Here is a 23,432-nt window from a genome sequence, read left to right as displayed (position 1 = left end):
AGCATCCGAAAAATCTCACAGTTTGGCAATACTATCACAAACATCGTCATACATACGCATAAGATTCAAGTGATTCCTGCGGATATACTCCACATCCCCCCGCTTCCCTGCATACTCCAATAACTTCGCAAAGGCAGAAAGACGTTCTGCGCCAATCGTAAGGGATGTACTCTTCAATGCATGGACTTTTACGGCATAGTCCGCCCAGTTGGCAGCCTCGTAAAGGGATATAATCTCCGCCTTTTTGTCCGCACTCTGAGACTGGAACATCTGCAGCATTTCCAGATAGAATTCCCTGTCTCCGCAGCAGTAATCAAGCCCCATCTTTACATTGATCCCGGTGCGTTTCAGACGGTTGAAGGACACATACTCCCCACGCCCCGAACCGTCGGCTTCATGCCAAAATCCATCCGAATCCGTATCCTCTTCCGGAGACTTTGCTCCATCGCCGGATATCCTGTGCAGACTCCCCATGCTGTCCGCCATATCTTCTCCTGCATCATTTTCCCTATCCGTACGGACATTCTCCTCTTGCGTCTTGCTGCGCTCCGTTACTGCAGGTTCCTGCGCATTTTCTTTCCCTGCCCGTTCTGCCATGTACGACCGTTTATCTTCCGCCGCCCGTTCTTCCGCAGGTTGATTATCTTCTTCCCCTGCTCTTTCTTGTATGGGTGAACGCTCTTCTTTCACTTCTCTTTCTGCCTTAGATGAACGCTCTTCTTCCACTTCTCTTTCCACTTTGGATGAACTGCCTTCTCCCGCTTTCCTTTCTGCCTTGGAGGAACGCTCTTCTCCCACTTCTCTTCCTGCATTAGACAGACCTTCTTCTTTCACAGCGGTTTCTGCCATGGACGGTTGTTCATCTTCCGCCCTGCGATACCTTATCACAGGTCCGACGTCCGCCCAATCCTGATTGATTTGCGGGGCGGAGCTATAATGGATACACTCCTTTGGAAGCACTTTGTTAAGCACCCTTTCAAGGACGGAACGCTCAATGGGCTTGGGGACAAATTCCGAAAATCCTTCATTCCGAAACATTTCCCTCGCACCGCTGATCGTATTCGCCGTCAGCGCGATTACAGGCCGGTCCCGATATATCCCATTATTGGTCTCACGAATACGCCTAAGCGTTTCCACACCGTCAAGCCCAGGCATCATATGGTCTAAGAAAATGACGTCATAGGAAATCTTGCTGCACCGTTCAATAGCCTCTTTTCCGTTCAGGCAGGTATCTACCTGCATCCCATACCCGCCCAGAACTCCCTTGGCGACTACAAGGTTCATCTCTTCATCATCCACTGCCAGGACTTTGACTCCCTCGCAGGAAAACGGCTTACGCCCCGCCATCTGAGCCTCCTTGAACCGATTCTCCCGCACCTCGCCGTTCAGCAGGTTCACGACAGAAAGAGCCGTAAACGGCTTGCGGATCACAAGAAGACGGCTGTCTTTGTCCAGCCCAAATCCCCTTTCCGCAATCACGACTACCCGATGTTCCTTTGCTAATTCTTCGTAAAAATCACAGTACTCCTCATATTCTGTCTGGGCGATGAATACATGGGTTATCTTATATGTACGCAGGAGTTTCTTTAACCCTTCAAAATTATGCGCCTGATATCCCTCGATGCCAAGCCCTTCCATCATATGCCTTATCAGCCTGTCATAATAGCTTCTGACCGCATCACAGCTATATTTCTCCGGCCTGAAATAGCATGCAATACAGAGTTTCTCCGGATTGTCAAGCTCCATGCAGGGCGCGTTGTCCGCCACCCCCTGGGGAATCGTAATATGCGCCTCAAGGCCTTCGCTCCCTTTCCCGTCAAAATAGATAAAACCGCCCATGGCGTGCAGAAGTCCCCGGGCAATGGGCAGCCCAAGCCCAAGCCCTCCCGCAAGACGGTTGCTGCCCGTATCCGCCTGATAAAAATCATCATACATCTGCCCAATCTGCATATCCGTCATGCCGATGCCGGTGTCAAAAATATCGATTACCAGATTGACTCCGTAGCTTTCCCGTCGGAACTCCACACAGACGTCAATGCCGCCCTCTTCCGTAAATTTAATCGAATTCTCCACCAGAATTTTAAGTACATGCGTAATCTTCTCCGAATCCCCGATAAGGACTGCCGGCAGCTTCGGGTCAATATCGAACACCATCTCCAACTGGCTGCTGCCATTCTGCACAGCCATAATGGTAAGCACGTCGTTCAGCACGGAAGTAAAACGGTACTGCTCTTTTACCGGCACTAACGTCCCCTCCACAATCTCCGTATAGTCCATCATATTGTTAATCAGGTTAGATAAACGCCTGCCCGCCATCTGGATTGATTCAATATCTTCCTGTATTTCCCCAGGAATCCCTTTTTCCTTCACGACCTCGCTGATTCCGACCACCATATTGATTGGAGTGCGGAGCTCATGGGATACATTGGACAGGAATACCGCATTCTGTTTCCCTGCCGTCTCCAACTGAACGAATGTCTCGTCATGCTTCTTCCTTGCTTCCAGCCGCTTATTGATCCGATATCTTGAAATCGCAGCAGCCCCGAGAATCACCACAGCTCCAAGAAGAAGGCGGGTGAAAACCCGCCTTCCCGGATGGATTGCGATGGAATGCAGAAGGAAAACTTGATACAGCATTTCCAACACGTACAATACGACCGTCATACACAACAGCCGCTTTCTGTCAAACAAGGAAAAAATAAGAAGCACAATACACGCCACAGCAGGAATATCGAATATAATCCCTCTATGTACGCCAAAAAAGAAAAATTCCCCCAATATCAGCCCGGCGCACAGGTTCTCGTACACAGCCTCCGCTCCAAATCTTCCAATATGAAGAAACCATACGCTGAACATTCCCGCCGCAATCAGCGGAACAATCCATGGCTCCCACCTCATAACTAACGTCATCATCATCAGCATGACGCTGAACACCGTGACAATCAGGGCAAGGAGCAGGTGCTTACTTGTCTGCTTATCCGTCCTCATTCCTTATCAAGCTCCTTTGCAACCCGTTTCAGCAGCTCTTTCGGGAAAAATGGTTTTTTCAGATAGTTCACAGCGCCCAGCCTGATCGCACTCCTTACGTCGTCCTCATACCCCGACGCCGTAAGGAAAATCACCGGGATATCCACAGAAATCTCTTTCATGCGTTCAAACGTCTCAATGCCGTTCATCTCCGGCATCGCAATATCAAGAAGAATCAAATCTATCTTTTCACCCTTCATCTTCAGCAATGCTTCCTTGCCAGACTCCGCAAGAAGCACGTTGTATTCTTTCTCCAGAATCCTCTTCGTCAGCATCAGATTCATTGCGTCGTCGTCCACGACCAAAATTCGCTTTTTCATATCTGCCTCCCTCTTCAAACTTGGAGATGTCCAAATCTCTGTTCTCTATTAAATATATTTTAAAGCAGACCCGGCATAAAATCAAGTGTTACAAATAATATAATCTCTTGATAATTTTTCCTTACATTTTCATCCTTTCCTGAAGTGCCTGGCATGACACTATCACATCCAATACAAACTCCCCGTCTTCCGTATAACAGAGCATATCCCCGCCAAGACGGTCTGCCGCCTCCTGCACGGTAGTAAGTCCGAATCCATGGTCATACCCTTTCTTTTCCGTAGCAGGTATACTCCCCTTCTCCACATACAGAGCGTCCCTGCAGCAATTCCTGATCCGTATGGTAAGATGTTTCTTATTGTACTTCATCTGCACATAGATCTTACGTTTCCCTGCATCCAGGGTCTCCAATGCGTCACAGGCATTTTCCAGCCCATTTGCCAAAATCTGGCACAGTTCCATATAGGGCAGTTCTTCTCCCCCGGCTTGTATGTCAATTGTACGCTCAGCCCCTAATTCCTCCAGCTTCCCGAAATAATAGGCAAAAACCGCATTAATGTAGGGATTCTCGCAGAATTGCCCGTCCAAAGCATCCATATCCGTTTCTACGCCCTTCAAATATCCCATCGCCTCTTCTGTCTTTCCTGCGGCAAGCAAGCCCGAGAGCGTGACCGTATGCCCTTTCATGTCATGCTTCATCCTCCGTATCCGCTGCTGGTTCTCAAGCCGCGCTTTCAGCATGTTCCTCTGCTCCTGTAAAATACGCTCGTTCTGCTGTTTCCGATAAAGTAAAAGCTGCCTGTAGAGCGATGTAAAAATCGTGGCATAATTGAACAGCATCAACGCCAGAATCAATATACATTGAAACATGTCCTCCGGACGGTTGACAATGTTGGTGGGATACTGCACCGCTACCGCCAGCAAGAGATAGTACAGCATGGTCATCCCCGAAAAGATACCCCATCCCTTTTCTACACCGTTCTGCAGTTCCAGATAAGGCTTTCTCAAATAACGCCAGATTAGATACTCCATAATAGGAAACGCAATCAACCTGCTGACAAGCATCAGCGTGTATTGCCCGTCCCCCAAAAAGTAGTCCATCAGATTTGTAACCGCCATAAGCCACAGACAGGAAGTATCTGCCAGACAGAAGGAAAAAAGAAATTTAAAATTCCTGTCTGCGCTCAGCGCAAAGAAGAGAATAAAACTGGGGACAGTACAGGTCAGAAGAAAGACTTTCGCCATCACTTCAAAACCAAGGACTGCCAGCCCTCCCCCGTTGAGCAGGATTAATACTCCCATACAAATCCCTATTACGATTGTCGTCTTCTTTCTGGTAAACCGTGACCGGAATAATAAAATAAATACAAAAAGAATATGAAACATAGACCAATATATAGATAAATCCCGACGTATCTCCATTTTGTCTTTCCTCCTTGAAGATATACCCTGAAAAAAACTGTCACATCCCCGATTTTTTATTGATGATGTGACAGTTACTCTCTAATTACAAAAAATACGCCATTATTCATTCATATTTGCCAGCTTCGCACTCTGGTCCGCCGCAATACATGCGTCGATAATCTCCTGGATATCCCCGTTCATAATCTTATCCAGCTTATACAGCGTCAGCCCAATCCTGTGGTCTGTCACACGTCCCTGAGGGAAGTTATAGGTACGGATCTTCTCAGAACGGTCCCCCGTCCCAATCTGGCTTTTCCTTGCCTCTGCCTCGGCGTCATGCTGCTTCTGGCACTCAATATCGTATAATTTCGCCCGCAGCAGCGCAAATGCCTTATCCTTGTTCTGCAGCTGGGATTTTTCCGTCTGGCTGTAAATCACGATTCCTGTGGGATAGTGGGTCAGGCGGACGGCAGAATCGGTCGTGTTTACACACTGACCTCCATTTCCGGACGCACGCATAACGTCAATCCGGATATCCTTCTCGTCAATCTGGACGTCTACTTCCTCTGCCTCCGGTATCACGGCTACCGTAATGGTCGATGTATGGATACGCCCGCCGGACTCCGTCTCCGGGACGCGCTGTACCCGGTGTACGCCGGACTCATATTTCATCACGGAATAAGCTCCGCTTCCGTTAATCATGAATGTGACGTTCTTCATGCCGCCGATTCCGATTTCTTCACATTCCACCAGTTCTACTTTCCAACGCCTGCCCTCTGCATAATGCAGATACATACGGTAAATCTCTGCCGCAAACAGCGCCGCCTCGTCTCCCCCTGCGCCTGCACGGATCTCCACGATAACGTTCTTGTCGTCGTTGGGGTCTTTGGGAAGCAGCAGGATTTTAAGCTCCCGCTCAAGCTCTTCCACCCTTGCCTTGGATTCATTCAATTCCTCCTTCGCAAGCTCGCGCATCTCCTCATCCGCTTCCTCCTCCAACATCTGAAGGCTGTCCTCAATCGTCTGTTTACATGCCTTATATTCCTTGTATGCCTCCACGATTGGAGACAGGTCATTCTGTTCCTTCATCAGTTTCCGGAACCGGTTCTGGTCGCTCGCCACGTCCGGCTCCTGAAGCTCACTCAAGATTTCCTCCATCCGAATGAGCAAATCCTCTAATCTGTCAAACATCTTACTTCCTCCTGAAAATATATAATATACAAAATCAAATCCTTCATCCCGGCCAGCTACAAAAAACCGCCCGCACATACACTGCCACCAGTGTAAATGCCCGCCGCCACACGGTCAAGTCCCGACAAATCCTTTTTTACCGTAACATCTTCAAACCCATGGCTTTCCATCAATTCCGAAACATCCTTCCCCTGGCCGCAGCCAATCTCGAACAGCAGAATTCCCCCCGTCTTCATATAGGAAACGCCATCCTCTATGATTCTTCTGTAAAAATATAAGCCGTCTTCCCCGCCATCCAGCGCTATCCGCGGGTCATGGAGACGCACCTCATCCTGAAGCCCCTCGATGTCTGCCGTGGGGATATAAGGGGGATTGGAAATGATGACATCATATTTTACCTCTGTCTCCTTGAAACCCTCAAATAAATCCGAACAAATCCATTGCGCGGCCACTCTCAGACGCTCTCCATTCTTTCTGGCAACCGCCAGGGCATCCTTAGAAATATCGCATCCTTTCCCTTCGGCATCCGGACACATTTTCAGGATACTCAGCAGGATACAACCGGAACCGGTACACATATCCAAGACGCGAATCTTTCGTTCTGCAAGAGAAAAACCTTCCGCGTCCTTCGCCTTCCTGCGGACCGCCTTCACAGCCTCCTCCACCAGCGTCTCTGTATCCTGCCTCGGGATCAGCACATGCTCATTCACGTAAAAAGGAAATCCCATGAATTCCTGCTCCCCGGTAATATGTTGGAGAGGAATCCGTTCCTTCCGTCTCCTGATACACTCCTGATACCGCAGAGCCGTCTCCTCTGAAATCGCCCGGTCAGGTTCCCCGTAATACGACGCCCTGCCGATACCCGTGACATATTCCAAGAGATACCAGGCGTCCCTTGCCGCATCTTCAACGCCGGCCTTCTCTAACGCTACGGTTCCTTCCTCAATGCCCTGCCGCAGTGTGAAAATTCTCTGCTTCATACCCTCTCCAATCAAATACCGCCTCAACCGCCTGGATTGCTACCTCAATCATGCCGTCGTCCGGCTCTTTGGTCGTAATCTTCTGAATCGCAAGCCCCGGCTTACTGAGCAGGTTCACCAACCCATTCTCACTGCGCCCCGCAAGCTTGAGGAACTCATAGGAAATCCCCGCGATCACCGGAAGCAGCGCAATCCGTATGACAATCCGCATCACCGGAGTCTCGGCGCGGACCAGCACAAGCATGATAATACTAATCGCAAGCACCAGAAACAAAAAACTGGTCCCGCACCGCTTATGCTGTCTGGAACTAATCCGTACATTCTCCACCGTCAGCGGCAGCCCGTGTTCAATACAGTTAATGCACTTGTGCTCCGCACCGTGGTACATAAAAGTCCGCTGGATATCCTTCATCCGGGAAATCAGCAGCACATACAAAATAAAGATTCCAATCCGCACAAATCCTTCGATTACGGTGCGCACACCGTAAGACGGGATATATTTTTCCAGCAAAGAAGACAGGAAGTAAGGGAGCACCATGAAGATAGCCACTGCCAATACAAGGGAAAATGCCACCGTCACCCCCATCAGCAGGCTTTCCTTCTTTTCCTGCTTCTCGGCTTCCTTCTCTGTCATCTCCTCCCCTTCTTCTTCCTCGAAAAAACTGGCGGAATAGGTCAGCGTCTTCATCCCAAGAACCATGGAATCGATAAAGTTAAAGACACCCCGGATGAACGGAATCTCAGTCAGCTTCTTCCATCTGTGGACAATGCTCTTATATGTCTCCTTACTTACAAGGATTTCTCCGTCAGGCTTACGGATTGCCACGGCATAATCATCCTTATGCTTCATCATGATTCCTTCTAACACAGCCTGACCGCCTATATTTGATGATTTCATAACTATACTACTCCTTTTGAAACATCCGTCATAGCAAAAGACTAGAAATTGATTCCTGGTCCGCGACATTGACGAACGCAGCTAAAAGCTATACCTTTCATACATATATATAGAAAAAGGTTGAGATCATACAACCTCAACCCGATACCTGCAATCTTATTTGCCCATTCCGTATTTCTTATTGAACTTATCAACACGACCGCGAGCCTGAGCTGCCTTCTGCTGTCCTGTGTAGAATGGATGGCACTTGGAACAGATTTCTACGTGGATATCTTCTTTTGTAGAACCCGTCACAAATGTATTACCACAGTTACAAGTTACAGTTGCCTGATGATATTTTGGATGTATTCCTTCTTTCATGATTTTCACCTCTTCTTTATTACGTCATATACCGCCTGCCAATCCCCTCCGGCGATGTACTAGTGTGCTGACACATTTACATTTCGCCAAATGACTTGCCTGAATTTCCATCTGCCGCGTTGTCGTCGGTCAACGATGCCACCGCATCGCCTCCCTCCTCCGCCTTGCAGACTGAAAATTCATTCTGCGTCATTTGACTGAAAGTAAATGTGTCAGCACACTAGCTGCCATATAGAAATCCCTGCTGTCGGCTATGCATTTCTTACGTTATCTAAACAGCGTTGTTATTGTACCATAAAAACGAAACCTTGTCTAGATTATTTTTGTCTTTTTTACCATTTGGATTAACTCTGCATTATTGCGGGTCCTGCTGTACATATTCAGGATATTTTCCACAGCCTCATCCGCACGCATGCCGTTTAAAGCGCGGCGCATAGTATCCACGGCCTCTTGTTCCTCCCGGGACAGGAGCAGATCTTCCCTTCTGGTTCCGGACTGAGGAATGTCGATTGCCGGGAATACCCGCTTCTCGGATAACTTCCGGTCTAATACCAGTTCCATGTTGCCGGTTCCCTTGAACTCCTCATAGATAACGTCGTCCATCTTGCTTCCGGTGTTGACGAGAGCCGTTGCCAGGATGGTAAGGCTTCCGCCGCCCCGCATGTTCCGCGCCGCGCCGAAGAACCGTTTCGGCATATGCAGCGCCGCCGGGTCAAGGCCGCCGGACAGCGTCCTTCCTGACGGCGGGACTGTCAGGTTGTACGCCCTCGCCAGACGCGTGATGCTGTCTAACAGAATCATCACGTCCTTCTTATGTTCTACCAGACGCTTTGCGCGCTCGATTACCATCTCAGACACACGCTTATGATGCTCTGGTAATTCGTCAAATGTAGAATAAATGACTTCTACGTTGTCTCCTTCAATCGTCTCCTTAATATCCGTGACTTCCTCGGGACGCTCGTCAATCAGCAGAATCAGCAGATGAATCTCCGGGTTATTCTTCCGGACAGACAACGCCACCTGTTTTAACAGGGTTGTCTTACCTGCCTTGGGCGGGGAAACGATCATACCGCGCTGCCCCTTTCCAATGGGAGACAGCAAGTCCACAATCCGCATTGCCGTGCTTGTCTTGCCGCACTCCATCCGAAGCCGTTCATCCGGGAAAATCGGCGTCATATCTTCAAAATTCGTCCTGCGCATCGCCTTCATGGGGTCGATGCCGTTAATCTTGGTCAGGTATAATAACGCGCTGAACTTCTCCTGCTGTGTCTTGATTCGTGTATTTCCTTCCAGAATATCCCCAGTCTTTAAGTTAAATTTACGAATCTGCGACGGCGACACGTACACGTCGTTCTCTCCCGGCAGATAGTTCGCGCTGCGGATAAACCCATATCCGTCCGGCAGCACTTCCAGGATTCCACATGCCGTGATTCCGCTGTCCAGCCTGTCTATATCATGGACTTCTTTATCTCCTGTATTCGCAGACATCTCTTTCACCTGTTCTCTTGACGCCTGTTTCTCCTTCTCGTCCTCTTCTAGCATACGCTCAACCAGCTCTGCTTTCTTCATTGTCGATATTCCTTTTAAACCTCTTGCTTTGGCGAGGTCTTTGAGTGTAGATAAAGGCAACGATTCATACTTCTCTCTCATTAAATAAATGTCCTTTCATGAATTTTAATTTTCCACCTATACAAATATCTGACATACCAATATCCATATATTTTTTCCCTGGGATACGAGGGGCCTGAATTGACCCAGCTGGAATTAAATGTTATTATACTACATTTATTGGAAATTTGAAAGCCTTTTTATTGATTTGATGCCGTAAGAATGATATTATAGTAATATCGTTCAGCGGCAAACCGCAAAACGATACTCATCATGAACACATTTCACAGTGTTGAAAAGGGCGGTTGAGCTGATATGGCTGTCTTACGGGAAGGAGAACGGTATTATTCCCTGAACCAATACCTGAAACATACCTACGGGGAAAAACTTTATAAGGTCTCTCTGGATGCGGGGATGACCTGCCCGAACCGGGACGGTACGCTAGGAAGCCGGGGCTGTATCTTTTGCAGCGCGGGCGGGTCGGGGGATTTTGCCGCTGACCGTAAGCTTTCTATTACGGCGCAGATTGAACAGGGCAAAGCCCAGGCTGCTGGAAAATATTCCGGGAGTTCTTATATTGCCTATTTTCAGGCCTATACCAATACCTATGCGCCCGTATCCCGTCTGCGGGAAATATTTTCCGAGGCCATCCGCCGCCCCGATATCCGGATTCTGGATATTGCCACCCGTCCGGACTGCCTTGGGGCGGATGTGCTGGCTCTGCTGGATGATCTGAACCGGATAAAACCCGTGTGGGTAGAACTGGGATTACAGACCATCCATCCGGATACGGCGGCATTTATCCGGAGGGGATACGGACTTTCCGTGTTCGAGGAGGCGGTGCGTCATCTGCGCACGCGCGGGATTTTGGTAGTCGTCCATACGATTCTGGGGCTGCCCGGAGAAAGTATGGATCAACAGCTTGCAACCGTCCGGTACTTGAACACTCTGGACATCCAGGGTGTAAAATTTCAATTACTACATATATTAAAGCATACGGATCTTGCCGCCTATTATGAAGAGCATCCCTTTCATCTTCCCAATATGGAGGAATATTTCGAGATGCTTGGCAAGTGTCTGTGTGTCTTGCGGCGTGATATCGTGGTACACAGACTGACCGGGGACGGGCCAAAACCGCTCTTAATCGCCCCGCTGTGGACAGGGAATAAACGCCATGTCCTGAACCGCTTACGGGCATACTTAAAGGAGCAGGATATCTGGCAGGGAAAGGATGGATGATATGGATAAACCGCTGAAACTATATAAACTGATTATTCTGTATATATTGAACCGGGTAGATTTTCCGCTGACCAACGCGCAGATTTCAGAATTCATATTAGAGGAAGGGTATACGACTTATTTTAAGCTCCAGCAGGCAATCTCGGAGCTGGTGGAGGCGAACCTGATACGGGAAGAGTCTACCCACAACCGGACTTTCTTCCATATTACAGAAGAAGGGACGGAGATTGTCTACTATTTCCACAATGATATTTCGCCTGCCATCCAGCAGGATATTAATGCATTTTTAAAGAAAAAGAAATACGAGCTGAAGAATGAGGTTTCCGTGAAATCGGATTATTACCGGAACCCCAACGGGGAGTATTCGGTCAAGTGCCAGGTTATTGAGCAGCGGATTCCGTTGATTGACCTGACCGTGACTGCGCCGACGGAAGCCGAGGCAGAGACGATTGCACATAACTGGACGAAGAAGAACCAGGAGATTTATGCGCTCATTATGTCAAAACTTTTGTAGAAAATATGGCCGGCTTTCCAGATGATACCGGCTGCGTGCTTCTTATGGCTGAATAAATTAATCTAGGAGAAATCATATCTATGAAGGCAAAAAAATTAGGTGAATTATATGTCAGTTTTTTTAAAATCGGTGGGCTGACCTTTGGCGGCGGGCTTGCTATGCTTCCTATGCTCCAGCGTGAGGTCGTGCAGAAATATGGCTGGTGTACGGAAGAGGAGCTTCTGGACATCTATGCTATCGGGCAGTGTACGCCCGGAATCATTGCGGTGAACACCGCCACATATGTAGGGTTCCAGCAGGCAGGGTTTCTGGGCAGCGTTGCCGGTACTCTAGGGATGGTGTCTCCGTCCCTGATTATTATCTGTCTGGTTGCGTCTATCCTACAGAATTTTATCTATATGCCGGTGGTACTCCATGCATTGGCGGGAATACGGATCGTAGTCTGTGCGTTGATGCTGAATACGGTGTTTACGATGATGAAAAAGGGGATTGTGGACAAACTGGGAGCCGTGGTATTTCTCATTGCGTTCTTATTGGCCTGCTTTACTCCGGTTCCTACGGCTGTGGTCATCGTACTTTCCGGCGTCACGGGAATGATTGCGAAACGTATGGAAAGGAGGCATTCCGCATGATTTATCTGATTCTGGCATATGAGTTTTTTAAGATTGGGCTGTTTTCCATTGGGGGAGGCATGGCTACCCTGCCCTTCTTGATGGATTTGACGAATAAATATGACTGGTTTACCGTAAGCGAGCTTACGAATATGGTGGCAATCAGCGAGAGCACGCCTGGACCTGTGGGCATTAATATGGCGACTTATGCGGGGTATAACGCTGCCGGCGTCCTTGGGGCTGTTGTGGCTACGCTGGCGCTCACGGCTCCTGCCTGGATTATTATTATAGTGATTGCGAAGTTTCTTGAGAATTTCAGTGAGAATACCAATGTGAAGGCTGCATTCTATGGGATTCGCCCGGCGGTGGCCGCCTTGATTGGGTATGCAGTGTGGGAATTGCTGAAAATTGCGGTTGTTTCCGTCGAGAATGGAAAAGTGGATGTGAATGTGATCAATGTAGTGGTATGCGCGGCGGCTTTTGGGTTGCTGCAGGTGAAGAAGCTCGGGAAACTGCATCCCCTGGTCTGGATTGCGGCGGGGGCTTGTGTGGGGATTGTGCTGCAGATGTAGGGTTTGGCAGCCGAGACTGTTGCAAAATGCAGAAATTATACAATGCTATTTTGCAACAGTCCCATTTTTTCATCAATAATTATATTTGAATACTTTTTCTCCATTTCCCTCGATATCTAACTGAATCTTCTCATGGAAGAAACTTATCTCTTTGGAATCTAATTCTAATATTACAATATTCTCCTTCCATTCCTTGTAAGCCGCTGCTTCTGTTGCAGAATTTGCTGCCCGCATTGCCGTAGGCGAGTATGGCGCATTCCTTAACTTCCAATCATTACGGTACGCCGTTTCCAGTACGATTCCATCAATCTCCATATTCAAAAATGCAGCTAATGCCCTTGCATTCATGACTCCATATTTGAACTGATTTTTGATTTTCTTCCATTTATCGTATTTGATACTTTTCTTGAACTCTAAAATATGCAGCTGCCACTTCTCATTGTTAACATGTCTTATAAAAATAAATTTATCCGCGCATTGACAGGCCTTTTTATTCGCATCCAAATAGGGCAGAGTTCTTTTTTCCGGAAAATGAAAAACAACCGCCTCATCCTCAAACTTACTTCTCAGAGTTGCCGCACCTTCCGATTCCTCCTCAATAATTGAAATAACTTCATCCCGCTCTGACACAATCGTATATTCGCCTGTCCGAAACAAATCCAGATTCCGTTTTAGATATTCAGGAATCATCTGTATATTCCCCCTGTCAAATAATCCCTATTTTCTTAAATATCATAGGTCAGTTCAAGCATTTCCTCAAAGGCATTACTAAAAGTGGTCGTCTCAAACCCCATATCTCCGGCTTTTAATTCCATAATTTCGGAACTGTCATTTTCCCGACAGATAAATTGATATACTCCGACTTTCTCTGCATCCAATAAATCCTGCTCTTCTATCTTGTATTTCTCCATAAGCTCATGCTTTTTATCACTGTTATTTACACGAAGCATATTGTTGACATGCTGGATTATGATATCGCTGTGGGTGGTCAGGGACACTGGGATTCCCATATTACACAAACGTATTAAAATTCTTGCAACTATTGTCTGCAATTTCGGATGCATACACATTTCTGGTTCTTCTATAAACACCTGCGTCATCCTATAGCGATATTTGCATATCAAATAGAGCGGTGCAATCTCCGTCACGATTGCAGACGCAAGATACATCTGAATTGGTTCGTTAAGCGTCTGCGGTTTATATAAAAAAGATTTGGACATCTTATTTTGGATTTCTATCGTTCCATGAAGAATCGTATGCTCCATAAATTCTGCCAACTGTTCTAATTTATAATTTTTACCTTCTTTTTCGCCTACATCATTTAATAGTTTTAGAAAACTTATTACTGGCTTAGTAAAATAAATATCTCGTGAATCCTGATCCATATTAGGAAATCTGTTTAAACTATTTTCATAAATATTATTAGTGAGCAAATTTTTTGATAATACGAATCCCGTCCGCGATGAAGGCAAAAACACTATATTATTTCCTACTTTCAGCAGTTCTCCCCAATATCTCAACAGTGTTCTTAATATAAATTCTACATACTCTCCGCAATTTGATACATAATCATCTGCAATTTGAATCCCTGTATGATAATCTTGACAAATTTCAACCCACATTATTTTGTTGTAGTGAATATAATCTTCCTGCCCGTCCGCTGTCTTTTTATCTTGAGTATCTACTATATTGTATTCTGTCTGAAAGGAAAATTCTATTTCGATTTTTCTTTCATCTTCTATTCCTAATTCTAATTTCCCTATCTGTATATTTTTATTGAAGACATCAGAAACAAATTGATTTTTATTTTGTTCAATACATTGATTTAGCAAAACATAAAAACTCCGACTCCACTCTCTAGATAAAATATTTTTCCCCTCAGACCTTATGCACTCTAATACATAACGCTCACATTCTCCATACAATTTTGTTCTTTTTACTTCATCAGTCAAACGAGCTAAAACCCAATTACTATCTGATGTAAGTCCCCATAATAGACTCATCAAATAACTTTTCCCGCTATTATTATCTCCTACAAACATCATCATTGGTTTTATTTCTAATTCGGCATGTCTGATTTTAGCAAAATTTTCAATGATTACTCTTCTTTTCATATGAAGACCTCTCCCAAAAAGCATTGTGTTTTATAACCCTATCATAGCCGATAGATTTTGAAATATCAAGTGTCGTTACCCACAATTTTTCTACAGCTCCTTCAGCAATAATCCAATTCGTCCATCCGCCGCTTCTGGCTAACCACTCAATTCACAGCAAGAACTCACACATTACCCCATTGCTGACGTCAATCCCACGCTCCGTCAGCCTTACGAAACCGCCGATTTCCTCCATCAATCCCATCCCAACCATCTTTTTCAGAACTCTTCCGTATACATCCTCCATCCGCCGCCCAAACGTCTCTTGAAATCTCGCCTTAGACACCCCTTCCATCTTCCGAAGCCCCAGGAACATACACTCTTCCATCTGTTCCTGAACACTCAATTCCACTGGCGCTTCCCCGAAATTCCATCTCCGGTTATCCACAAGCGACGACGCTCCCGTTCCAATCCCCAGATACTCTGTCCGGTTCCAGTATCCCAGGTTATGCCTGCAGGCATAACCCGGCAATGCATAATTCGAGATTTCATACCTGTGGTATCCGTACTCTTTCAGAACCTCCAACGTCTTTCGGTACATTTGACGCTCTTCCTCCTCACCGGGCAGTTCTTCCGCATGTCTCCCTTCCCCATATTTCTCGTAAAACCAAGTTCCTTCCTCAATAATCAAGCTGTAAGCCGAGATATGCTCCGGCCTTAACTCTGCTGTTTTCCTAAGCGTCTCTTCCCATCCGGCAAGCCTTTGCCCCGGGATTGCCGACATCAAATCCACATTGATATTCCCAAATCCCATCCTTCTGGCTAACCGAAACGTACCAAGGAAGTCTTCGTAGGTATGAATCCTTCCAAGCTTTCTTAATTCCTCATTCTCCGACGACTGCAGGCCAATACTCAGACGGTTGATTCCCGCCTGTCGATATGCCCTTAGTTTTTCTTCCGTGACAGTGCCGGGATTCGCCTCTATCGTAATCTCCGCATCCCCATCCACCAGAAAGGTATCCCGGACCGCTTCAAATACGGCAAGAATCTGGTCTTCTTCTAATATGGACGGAGTCCCGCCGCCAACAAAAATGCTGACAACATGATAAGCCTTTGCCAGCCCGCAATAACTGCGAACCTGACGGCAAAGGCTTGTCACATATTCCTGCCGCTCCTCCTCAGAAGAAGGAGCCGACAGGAAATCACAGTATAGACATTTTTTAACACAAAACGGAATATGGATATATAATTCTAATTCTTTCTTTTTTATTCCCACAATCTGCTACCTGTTCCTACTTATCATCCAGCTTTAACACGCTCATGAACGCCTTCTGGGGAATCTCTACATTTCCCACCTGGCGCATCCGCTTCTTTCCTTCCTTTTGCTTCTCCAAAAGCTTCCTCTTACGGCTGATGTCTCCGCCATAACACTTGGCAAGCACGTCCTTACGCATCGCCTTAACCGTCTCTCTCGCAATAATCTTGCTGCCAATCGCCGCCTGGATCGGAATCTCAAAAAGCTGTCTCGGAATCTCTTCTTTTAACTTCTCACACATCTTGCGCCCACGCTCGTAAGCCGTATCTGCATGGATGATGAAAGACAGCGCATCCACTTCTTCTTTATTGATCAGGATGTCCAGCTTCACAAGATTGGACTGCACATAGTCATCCATCTCATAGTCAAAGGACGCATAGCCTCTGGAACGTGATTTCAGGGCATCAAAGAAATCATAGATAATCTCATTCAACGGCAAATGATACCGCAGCACAGCCCGGGTCTCCTCAATATATTCCATTCCGTCATAGACTCCCCTGCGTTCCTGGCACAGATCCATGATTGCGCCGATGAACTCTGACGTGACCATGATCTCCGCCTTCACCATAGGCTCTTCCATATATTCAATCTCCGACGGGTCGGGAAGATTGGACGGGTTGGTAAGCTCAATCACATCGCCGTTGGTCTTATGCACTTTATAGATAACGCCCGGAGCCGTTGTCACCAAGTCCAGATTATACTCCCTCTCCAGACGCTCCTGGATAATCTCCAGATGAAGAAGCCCCAGGAATCCGCAGCGATACCCGAAACCTAACGCAATCGAAGTCTCCGGCTCGAACTGCAGGGAGGCGTCATTTAGCTGCAGTTTCTCCAGCGCATCCCGCAGATCGGGATACTTTGCCCCATCTGCGGGATACATGCCGCAGTACACCATGGGGTTGACCTTCTTGTAACCCGGAAGAGGTTCGGTACATGGGTTCGACGCATCTGTAATCGTATCGCCCACCCGGGTATCCTTCACATTTTTGAGGCTGGCCGTGATATAACCCACCATGCCCGCGCTCAATTCTTCGCAGGGGATGAACTGTCCCGCGCCAAAATATCCTACCTCTACCACCTCTGCCTTCGCCCCGGTAGCCATCATCAGGATCGGAGTCCCTTTCCTGACCGTTCCCTCCTTAATCCTACAGAACACAATGACGCCCTTATAAGAGTCATACAGGGAGTCGAAAATCAACGCTTTCAGCGGCGCTGCCGGATCGCCCTCGGGCGCCGGGATCTTCTCCACAATCTGTTCTAATACTTGCTCCACATTCAGTCCCGTCTTTGCGGAAATCTGCGGGGCGTCCATCGCCTCAATTCCGATGACGTCCTCAATCTCTTCGATTGCCCGTTCCGGTTCTGCACTTGGAAGGTCGATCTTGTTGATTACCGGCATTACATCCAAGTCATGGTCTAACGCCAGATAGACATTCGCCAGCGTCTGCGCCTCCACACCCTGGGCTGCATCCACCACAAGGATTGCCCCGTCGCACGCCGCAAGGCTTCTGGACACCTCATAATTGAAATCCACATGCCCCGGTGTGTCAATCAGGTTGAAGATATACTCCTCCCCATTCTTCGCACGGTAGACGATGCGTACCGCCTGCGCCTTGATGGTAATCCCTCTCTCCCGCTCAAGCTCCATGTTGTCCAAAACCTGAGACTGCATCTCCCGGCTGGTCAGAAGCCCCGTCATCTCTATGATGCGGTCAGCCAGTGTGGATTTCCCGTGATCTATATGTGCGATGATACAAAAATTACGAATCTTACTCTGCTCTATACCTGCCACTGTTATCGTTCCCCTTACTTTTCAATGTAAAGATAGTTCATGCTTTATCATCATTACATAACTTTTCATACTTTTTTACGAGCTGCTGATAGTCTTCTATCGTCTGACATTCTTTTAAATCGTTTAAAATACGTGCTCTCTCAAGTTTTCTTGCCAAAATTTCAATTGTCTCGGCTGTGTTTGGCATATCCTCACCCACTTTCTATCAATACCATCTACTTTACCCTTTAAGCGCTGAATTTTACAATAAATATTTCCACGCTCATCACATCATTCATCCGCCCCGTCTTCACCATCTCTTCCGTACTTGCCGCCTCCTCCATGATATCCCGCAGTTCTGCCTTGGAAAATGTCCTGCATTGCTGCATGTATTTGCCTGCCACGAAGGGATGAAGCTTTGCGGTCTTTGCAATCTGAGCCTTATCATTTCCTCTTCCCATCAAATCCTTCACTTCCAGCAACAGCTTGAACTGACGCGCCAGAAGGTAAAGAATGCGCATGGGCGGCTCTTTTAAGGCAAGCAGGTCGTAATAATAATCCAAAGCCTGCTTCTGCCGCTTTGCCGCCACCGCCTCAATCATGTCAAATATCTTATTGGTAATCTGGGTCGTACAGATATCGTCGATGTCCGCCGCAGTAATCTCGTCCTTTCCCAGTGTATAAGAAAATAGCTTCTCCAGCTCTTTTTCCAGATTCTCCATATCCGTCCCGGTCTTGGACACCAGATAACGGGCGGTAGATTCCTTAATCTGCCGCCCCTCTTTCTTCACATTGCCTGCAATCCAGTAGAGCAGCGTCTTCTCATCCTGCCGCCCCATCTCCACGATACGCCCCCTGTCCTTCACAGCCTTGTACATCTTCCCCCGCTTGTCCACTTCATTTTCAATAAAGAGAAGACATGTGGTGTCCGGCATCGACTTAATATAGTCTGCCAGTTCCGGCGTTGCATTCTTGAAAAAACCGGAATTCTCCGCCACAATCAGCCGCCGCTCAGCGAAAAAGGGCATCGTTTCCGCCAAATCCACAAGCTCCGCCGGGTTGATTCCTTTTCCTTCATAATAGGCGTAATTCATGGTATCCCCGTCTGGGATTATCGCTTTTGTCATCCGGTCTTTGTACTGTTTCTTCAAATATGCCTCTTCTCCGTAAAGAAGATAAACATTCTTAAATTTTCCGGATTTGATATCTTCATTCAGGCTTTTCATGGACTACCTTACCATATCTCTCGTAATCTCATCCAGGGAATGTGCGCCGCACATCGCCATGGCGTCTTCCAATTCGGAAATCAGTTTTGCCGTGTAAACCTGAACGCCTTCTTTAGCCGCCCCGTAAACCGCTGTCACGAAGGGACGTCCAATCAGGACTGCATCCGCGCCAAGGGCGAGCGCCTTGAATACGTCCACGCCGGAGCGGATTCCGCCATCCACAAAAATCTTCATGTCATTTCCCACCGCATCGGCGATCTCTTCTAATACTTCCGCTGTTGCCGGACACTGGTCAAGCACACGTCCTCCATGGTTGGACACGACGATTGCGGACGCATTGGCTTCTTTTGCTTTCAGAGCGCCTTTTACGGTCATTACGCCTTTTACCACGAACGGCACTCCTGCGGCTTCTACGATTTCTCTCAAGTCTTCCACAGACTTGCTTCCCGCAGGCGGAGTGAGATTCTTCAGGAATGGCAGCCCTGCGGCGTCAATATCCATTGCCACGGCAAAAGAACCGCAGGCTTTGATTAGGGCAAGCTTCTCCTTTAACGTATTGATATCCCACGGCTTCACTGTCGGGATTCCGGTTCCGTTCTTTTTCCCGATGGCATTGGTCGCTGCCTCCATCACTGCCGGGTTCGTCCCGTCTCCCGTAAATGCGGCTATACCGGCGTCCGCACAGGCGGATACCAGAATGTCGTTGTATTCCAAATCGTCGTATTTGTCACCATAATGAAGCTTCATCGCACCGATTGGCGCGGCGAAGATTGGCGCTTTAAAGGTTCTCCCGAACAGATGAAGGGAAGTGTCTACCGGTTTATTTTCGCAGAGCGTGTCCATGTTCACGAAGATTTCCTGCCATTTATTGTAATTCCGGATGGCCACCGTCCCGATTCCTTTTGCGCCGGGGCCCGGGATTTTGCTGCCGCAGGCTTTTCCGTTGCAGACCGGACATGCTTTGCAGATTTCTCCTACGCAGGTTCTTGCGTTTGCTAATACTTCTTCATATAACATCTTTCTCTTCCTCCATTTTCTTTATTGTTAATCTTATCGGACGAGCGTCCGCTCTTTATTGTGCCTTAATGCTCTTTTTTGCTGTCAGCCGATGGAACCCTACTGCCAGGGCAAATGTAATCATATAATTCAAAATCATTACAAGGATACGATTTGCCGGAGTGTTCCCTGTCAGCCCAAAATATCCAAAATATCCGTAGATTACCGGATGAATCAAAAACATATATGCCGAATAATTTCCCAATACCACAAGAAGCCTTAGAGACAAAAATCTCGTCAGAAGTCCTTTTGACCAGTGAATGCTCCATAAAAGTACCAAATTCTGAACAATCCATACAACGCTCCTTACAATCCATTCCGGCATGGGAACACAAAAAATCAGCAAGGCTATTCCAATAGCGGCTATCCATCCGAGAATCCCGGGGATTTGCAAAATGATATTCTCCTTAGGGTTTCCCAGACGCCCAACACCCCGGCAAGTTTGCCCTTGGGTATACCCATCCGGGCATCCCGTGACGCATGCCCCTTCCGGGGCGGGCGAACGGGCGTCCGATAAGGTATACATTCCAACAATCATAGCCGTCACATACTCTCCCAAGCGGGATAACGGGAAGATGTAAATCCAGTATTCTATATTCCAATCTGTCCTTCCTATCAGGAAACAGTAACAGAATTGTAGTATTACGATTGCAAGTATGGTTTTGACCACTGTATGAAACTTTTTATTTTCTAAAAACTGTGCCGTCTTATGCAGCAAAACCGGCGTCAGGAGACAGATTACCGCATAAGAAGACAAAAACCATGAGACTCCGTTAAATCCCCAGTAATATTTCGGATACAATGATTTCGTCAGAGTAATGCTCAGGATGAAAACAATCCCCCAGAACAGGATAATCGACGAACCGCCTTGGCGTATCTGCTCAGGAATCCCGGAAACAGGGATGCACAGAAGCGTCGTCGCTACATGTAAAAAATACAGTTTCTTTATATGGCGCAGCATATATATAATACTGCTTTTGAAACTTTTTTGCGGACGCTTTCCATTTGCCCAGGACAGTCCGTTCAGGTAGCCGCTCAACATGAAAAACAGGCTGACCGACCATGCCGCATATGTGGACAGACCCGGATTATTGTAGTGGTAGAAAATGATTCCTGCCAACGCAACCGTCCGTAGTCCCTGAAATGCATCAATCTTCGTATTGGGCGAAACCACGGTTCCTTTTTCCATCTTCTGTCCCTCTCTTTGCCATGCCTGATGTTGTGCTGCCTGATTTCATCTGCGTAATCTCCGATAGAATTAGTATAATGTAGAATCTTTACTTTTACAAGATATAAATCTTCTGTTCTAAATTTATCTCTATTTCACCATTTCATTCCTCCTGCTGCAGAGTTATTGCCCCAAATATAAAAAGCCCTGCAATCATATACGCTTCTTACATGACAGCAGGGCTTTTTCTCGTATATTCTATTTTTTCCAGAATTCATCTGTGAAATCTCTTTGACATCGTTTGGCCATGCCAGCGACCATCCGTCACCGCATCGCCTCCCTCCTCCGCCTTGCAGACTGAAAATTCATTCTGCGTCATTTGACTGAAAGTAAATGTGTCAGCACACTAGTAAAAAGTCTTGACATTTTCCATTTTGCGAGTATACTACAAACCATAAGCAAAGGCGCTTTGGATTCGACCAAGGCGTTTTTTTATGTGCAGACCCGAACAGATGAAATATGCCGCTGAGGCGACGCGGGTTGCGCGGCGAGTAGGGGAAGATGGCTCTTCCCTACTCGATTTTTTGCAGAGAGGAGAATATAAGAATGGGAATTAAGGAAGAATGCGGTGTATTCGGCATTTTTAATCCTAACGGAGAAGATGCTGCCTCTTCTATATATTATGGATTGTCTTCCCTCCAACACCGTGGTCAGGAATCTTGTGGAATTGCCGTATTTGACACAAATGGTTCAAAAGGGAATATGAGCGTTCACAAAGGAATGGGACTGGTAAATGACGTCTTTAAGGAGGATACACTGAAGGGGCTTCACGGAAATCTGGGAATCGGACATGTCCGTTATTCTACAACAGGAGACGCCACACCAGACAACGCACAACCCCTGGTATTGAATTATATCAAAGGTACATTGGCTCTTGCACACAATGGAAATCTGGTAAATACGGAAGAACTGCGCAAGGAGCTTGCTCGTACAGGAGCAATTTTCAGAACGACGACTGATTCGGAAATCATCGCCTATGAGATTGCACGGGCGAGAGTCAGTACCAGCAGCGTCGAGGAAGCCATCCTACAAGCAGCCTCCCGAATCATCGGAGCCTATGGGCTGGTAATCGCAAGCCCACGTAAACTAATTGGCGCACGTGACCCTCTTGGCATCCGCCCTCTCTGTTTGGGAAAAAGAGATGATTCCTATATAATAGCGTCGGAAAACTGTGCCCTGACAGCAATCGGCGCCCAGTTTGTCCGAGATATATGTCCTGGCGAGATTGTCACTATTTCCAGAAACGGAATCTCATCAAACTTTATTTCCGGAAATGCTGCGCCGGCTCACTGTATCTTTGAATATATCTATTTTGCAAGACTTGACAGCACATTAGACGGAGTTTCTGTCTATGAGTCCCGGAAAAAAGCCGGCGCCGCACTGGCCAAAGCCTATCCGGCAGAGGCTGACCTGGTCACTGGCGTTCCTGATTCCGGCATTACGGCGGCCCAGGGATACGCCGAGGAAGCCTCTCTTCCTTTCGGTCTTGCATTTTACAAAAACAGCTATGTTGGCAGGACATTTATCAAGCCTACACAGAAAGAACGGGAAGACAGCGTCCGTCTGAAACTAAGTGTCCTAGAAGACACCGTAAAAGGAAAAGATATTGTATTGGTAGATGATTCCATCGTACGCGGGACGACCATCGCCAACCTAATCTATCTGTTGAAACAGGCAGGTGCAGGCAAAGTACATGTAAGAATCAGCTCTCCACCATTCTTATATCCTTGTTACTTCGGAACAGATGTACCGTCCAGACATCTGCTGCTTGCTGCCTCTCATTCGACAGAAGAAATCCGCCAACTTATCGAAGCCGATTCACTGGGATATATGCGTGTAGAGGATTTGCCTTCCATAGTAAATGGTCTGCCTCTCTGTAAGGCATGTTTTGATAACAACTATCCGCTCCCTATATTTCATATATCATAATATTTTTTTTATATTTTAATTAATTTTTATTGAAAAAGCTTACTTTTATAATTATACAAACGTATGTTTTTTGCTATTTTGTATAATAATTT

At 47.0% G+C, this 23,432-nt stretch carries 20 protein-coding genes; 5 read left to right on the top strand and 15 right to left on the bottom strand.

Features of this window, described 5'->3' with window-relative positions:
- Window positions 1-15 precede the first annotated feature (15 nt).
- From AC6I3O_RS08430 to rho, 8 genes are all read right to left on the bottom strand, one after another.
- Window positions 16-2,988 carry a response regulator gene (locus AC6I3O_RS08430; RefSeq protein ID WP_497850499.1) on the bottom strand — a complete coding sequence of 991 codons (2,973 nt, stop codon included), beginning with the start codon at window positions 2,986-2,988 and terminating at the stop codon, window positions 16-18.
- Window positions 2,985-3,347, bottom strand: a complete 363-nt coding sequence (locus AC6I3O_RS08425) for a response regulator (protein ID WP_497850498.1) — start codon at window positions 3,345-3,347, stop codon at window positions 2,985-2,987. Before AC6I3O_RS08425 ends, AC6I3O_RS08430 begins: the two co-directional genes overlap by 4 nt.
- A gap of 121 nt (window positions 3,348-3,468) precedes the next feature.
- Window positions 3,469-4,767: a sensor histidine kinase gene (locus AC6I3O_RS08420; protein WP_497850497.1), complete on the bottom strand. Its 1,299-nt coding sequence runs from the start codon at window positions 4,765-4,767 to the stop codon at window positions 3,469-3,471.
- Between the two features lie 102 nt (window positions 4,768-4,869).
- On the bottom strand, window positions 4,870-5,940 hold the full coding sequence (gene prfA / locus AC6I3O_RS08415) for a peptide chain release factor 1 (RefSeq protein ID WP_497850496.1): 1,071 nt from the start codon (window positions 5,938-5,940) through the stop codon (window positions 4,870-4,872).
- 56 nt (window positions 5,941-5,996) lie between these two features.
- Window positions 5,997-6,920, bottom strand: a complete 924-nt coding sequence (gene prmC / locus AC6I3O_RS08410) for a peptide chain release factor N(5)-glutamine methyltransferase (RefSeq protein ID WP_497850495.1) — start codon at window positions 6,918-6,920, stop codon at window positions 5,997-5,999.
- A complete protein-coding gene (locus tag AC6I3O_RS08405) occupies window positions 6,883-7,818 on the bottom strand; it encodes a DUF1385 domain-containing protein (RefSeq protein ID WP_497850494.1) in 936 nt (311 codons plus the stop codon). The genes prmC and AC6I3O_RS08405 overlap by 38 nt, the downstream gene beginning before the upstream one ends.
- 156 nt (window positions 7,819-7,974) lie before the next feature.
- A complete protein-coding gene (rpmE, locus tag AC6I3O_RS08400; RefSeq protein WP_497850493.1) occupies window positions 7,975-8,178 on the bottom strand; it encodes a 50S ribosomal protein L31 in 204 nt (67 codons plus the stop codon).
- A 312-nt stretch (window positions 8,179-8,490) separates the two neighbouring features.
- On the bottom strand, window positions 8,491-9,828 hold the full coding sequence (gene rho, locus AC6I3O_RS08395; protein WP_497850492.1) for a transcription termination factor Rho: 1,338 nt from the start codon (window positions 9,826-9,828) through the stop codon (window positions 8,491-8,493).
- A 273-nt stretch (window positions 9,829-10,101) separates the two neighbouring features.
- Here rho and mnmL point away from each other — a divergent pair, with 273 nt between their 5' ends.
- The 4 genes from mnmL to AC6I3O_RS08375 all read left to right on the top strand — a co-directional run bounded on the left by mnmL (window position 10,102) and on the right by AC6I3O_RS08375 (window position 12,722).
- The gene (gene mnmL, locus AC6I3O_RS08390; RefSeq protein WP_497850491.1) at window positions 10,102-11,025 is read left to right on the top strand and encodes a tRNA modification radical SAM protein MnmL/YtqA; all 924 of its coding nucleotides are present in this window, start codon (window positions 10,102-10,104) and stop codon (window positions 11,023-11,025) included.
- Window position 11,026: 1 nt separating this feature from the next.
- Window positions 11,027-11,539, top strand: a complete 513-nt coding sequence (locus AC6I3O_RS08385; RefSeq protein WP_497853439.1) for a DUF4364 family protein — start codon at window positions 11,027-11,029, stop codon at window positions 11,537-11,539.
- An 80-nt stretch (window positions 11,540-11,619) separates the two neighbouring features.
- A complete protein-coding gene (locus tag AC6I3O_RS08380; protein ID WP_497850490.1) occupies window positions 11,620-12,171 on the top strand; it encodes a chromate transporter in 552 nt (183 codons plus the stop codon).
- Window positions 12,168-12,722: a chromate transporter gene (locus AC6I3O_RS08375; RefSeq protein ID WP_497850489.1), complete on the top strand. Its 555-nt coding sequence runs from the start codon at window positions 12,168-12,170 to the stop codon at window positions 12,720-12,722. Before AC6I3O_RS08380 ends, AC6I3O_RS08375 begins: the two co-directional genes overlap by 4 nt.
- Window positions 12,723-12,794: 72 nt before the next feature.
- Here AC6I3O_RS08375 and AC6I3O_RS08370 read toward each other — a convergent pair whose 3' ends face one another.
- The 7 genes from AC6I3O_RS08370 to AC6I3O_RS08340 all read right to left on the bottom strand — a co-directional run bounded on the left by AC6I3O_RS08370 (window position 12,795) and on the right by AC6I3O_RS08340 (window position 21,372).
- Window positions 12,795-13,412 carry a hypothetical protein gene (locus AC6I3O_RS08370; RefSeq protein WP_497850488.1) on the bottom strand — a complete coding sequence of 206 codons (618 nt, stop codon included), beginning with the start codon at window positions 13,410-13,412 and terminating at the stop codon, window positions 12,795-12,797.
- A gap of 35 nt (window positions 13,413-13,447) precedes the next feature.
- Window positions 13,448-14,836, bottom strand: coding sequence for an AAA family ATPase (locus AC6I3O_RS08365; RefSeq protein ID WP_497850487.1), 1,389 nt, complete (start codon window positions 14,834-14,836; stop codon window positions 13,448-13,450).
- A 151-nt stretch (window positions 14,837-14,987) separates the two neighbouring features.
- On the bottom strand, window positions 14,988-16,085 hold the full coding sequence (gene hemW / locus AC6I3O_RS08360; protein WP_497853438.1) for a radical SAM family heme chaperone HemW: 1,098 nt from the start codon (window positions 16,083-16,085) through the stop codon (window positions 14,988-14,990).
- Between the two features lie 22 nt (window positions 16,086-16,107).
- Complete coding sequence (gene lepA / locus AC6I3O_RS08355) at window positions 16,108-17,922, bottom strand: translation elongation factor 4 (protein ID WP_497850486.1); 1,815 nt, start codon at window positions 17,920-17,922, stop codon at window positions 16,108-16,110.
- 227 nt (window positions 17,923-18,149) lie between these two features.
- Window positions 18,150-19,127, bottom strand: coding sequence for a DNA polymerase III subunit delta (gene holA, locus AC6I3O_RS08350; protein ID WP_497850485.1), 978 nt, complete (start codon window positions 19,125-19,127; stop codon window positions 18,150-18,152).
- 3 nt (window positions 19,128-19,130) lie between these two features.
- A complete protein-coding gene (locus AC6I3O_RS08345) occupies window positions 19,131-20,144 on the bottom strand; it encodes an alpha-hydroxy-acid oxidizing protein (protein WP_497850484.1) in 1,014 nt (337 codons plus the stop codon).
- Between the two features lie 55 nt (window positions 20,145-20,199).
- Window positions 20,200-21,372, bottom strand: a complete 1,173-nt coding sequence (locus AC6I3O_RS08340) for an acyltransferase family protein (RefSeq protein WP_497850483.1) — start codon at window positions 21,370-21,372, stop codon at window positions 20,200-20,202.
- A gap of 585 nt (window positions 21,373-21,957) precedes the next feature.
- On the opposite strand from AC6I3O_RS08340, the gene purF reads away from it, so the two are divergent.
- Window positions 21,958-23,340: an amidophosphoribosyltransferase gene (gene purF / locus AC6I3O_RS08335; RefSeq protein ID WP_497850482.1), complete on the top strand. Its 1,383-nt coding sequence runs from the start codon at window positions 21,958-21,960 to the stop codon at window positions 23,338-23,340.
- Window positions 23,341-23,432: the final 92 nt, after the last annotated feature.

This window comes from Sporofaciens sp. St.21A7 (assembly GCF_059728535.1).
This window is presented reverse-complemented; position numbering and strand designations above follow the sequence as displayed.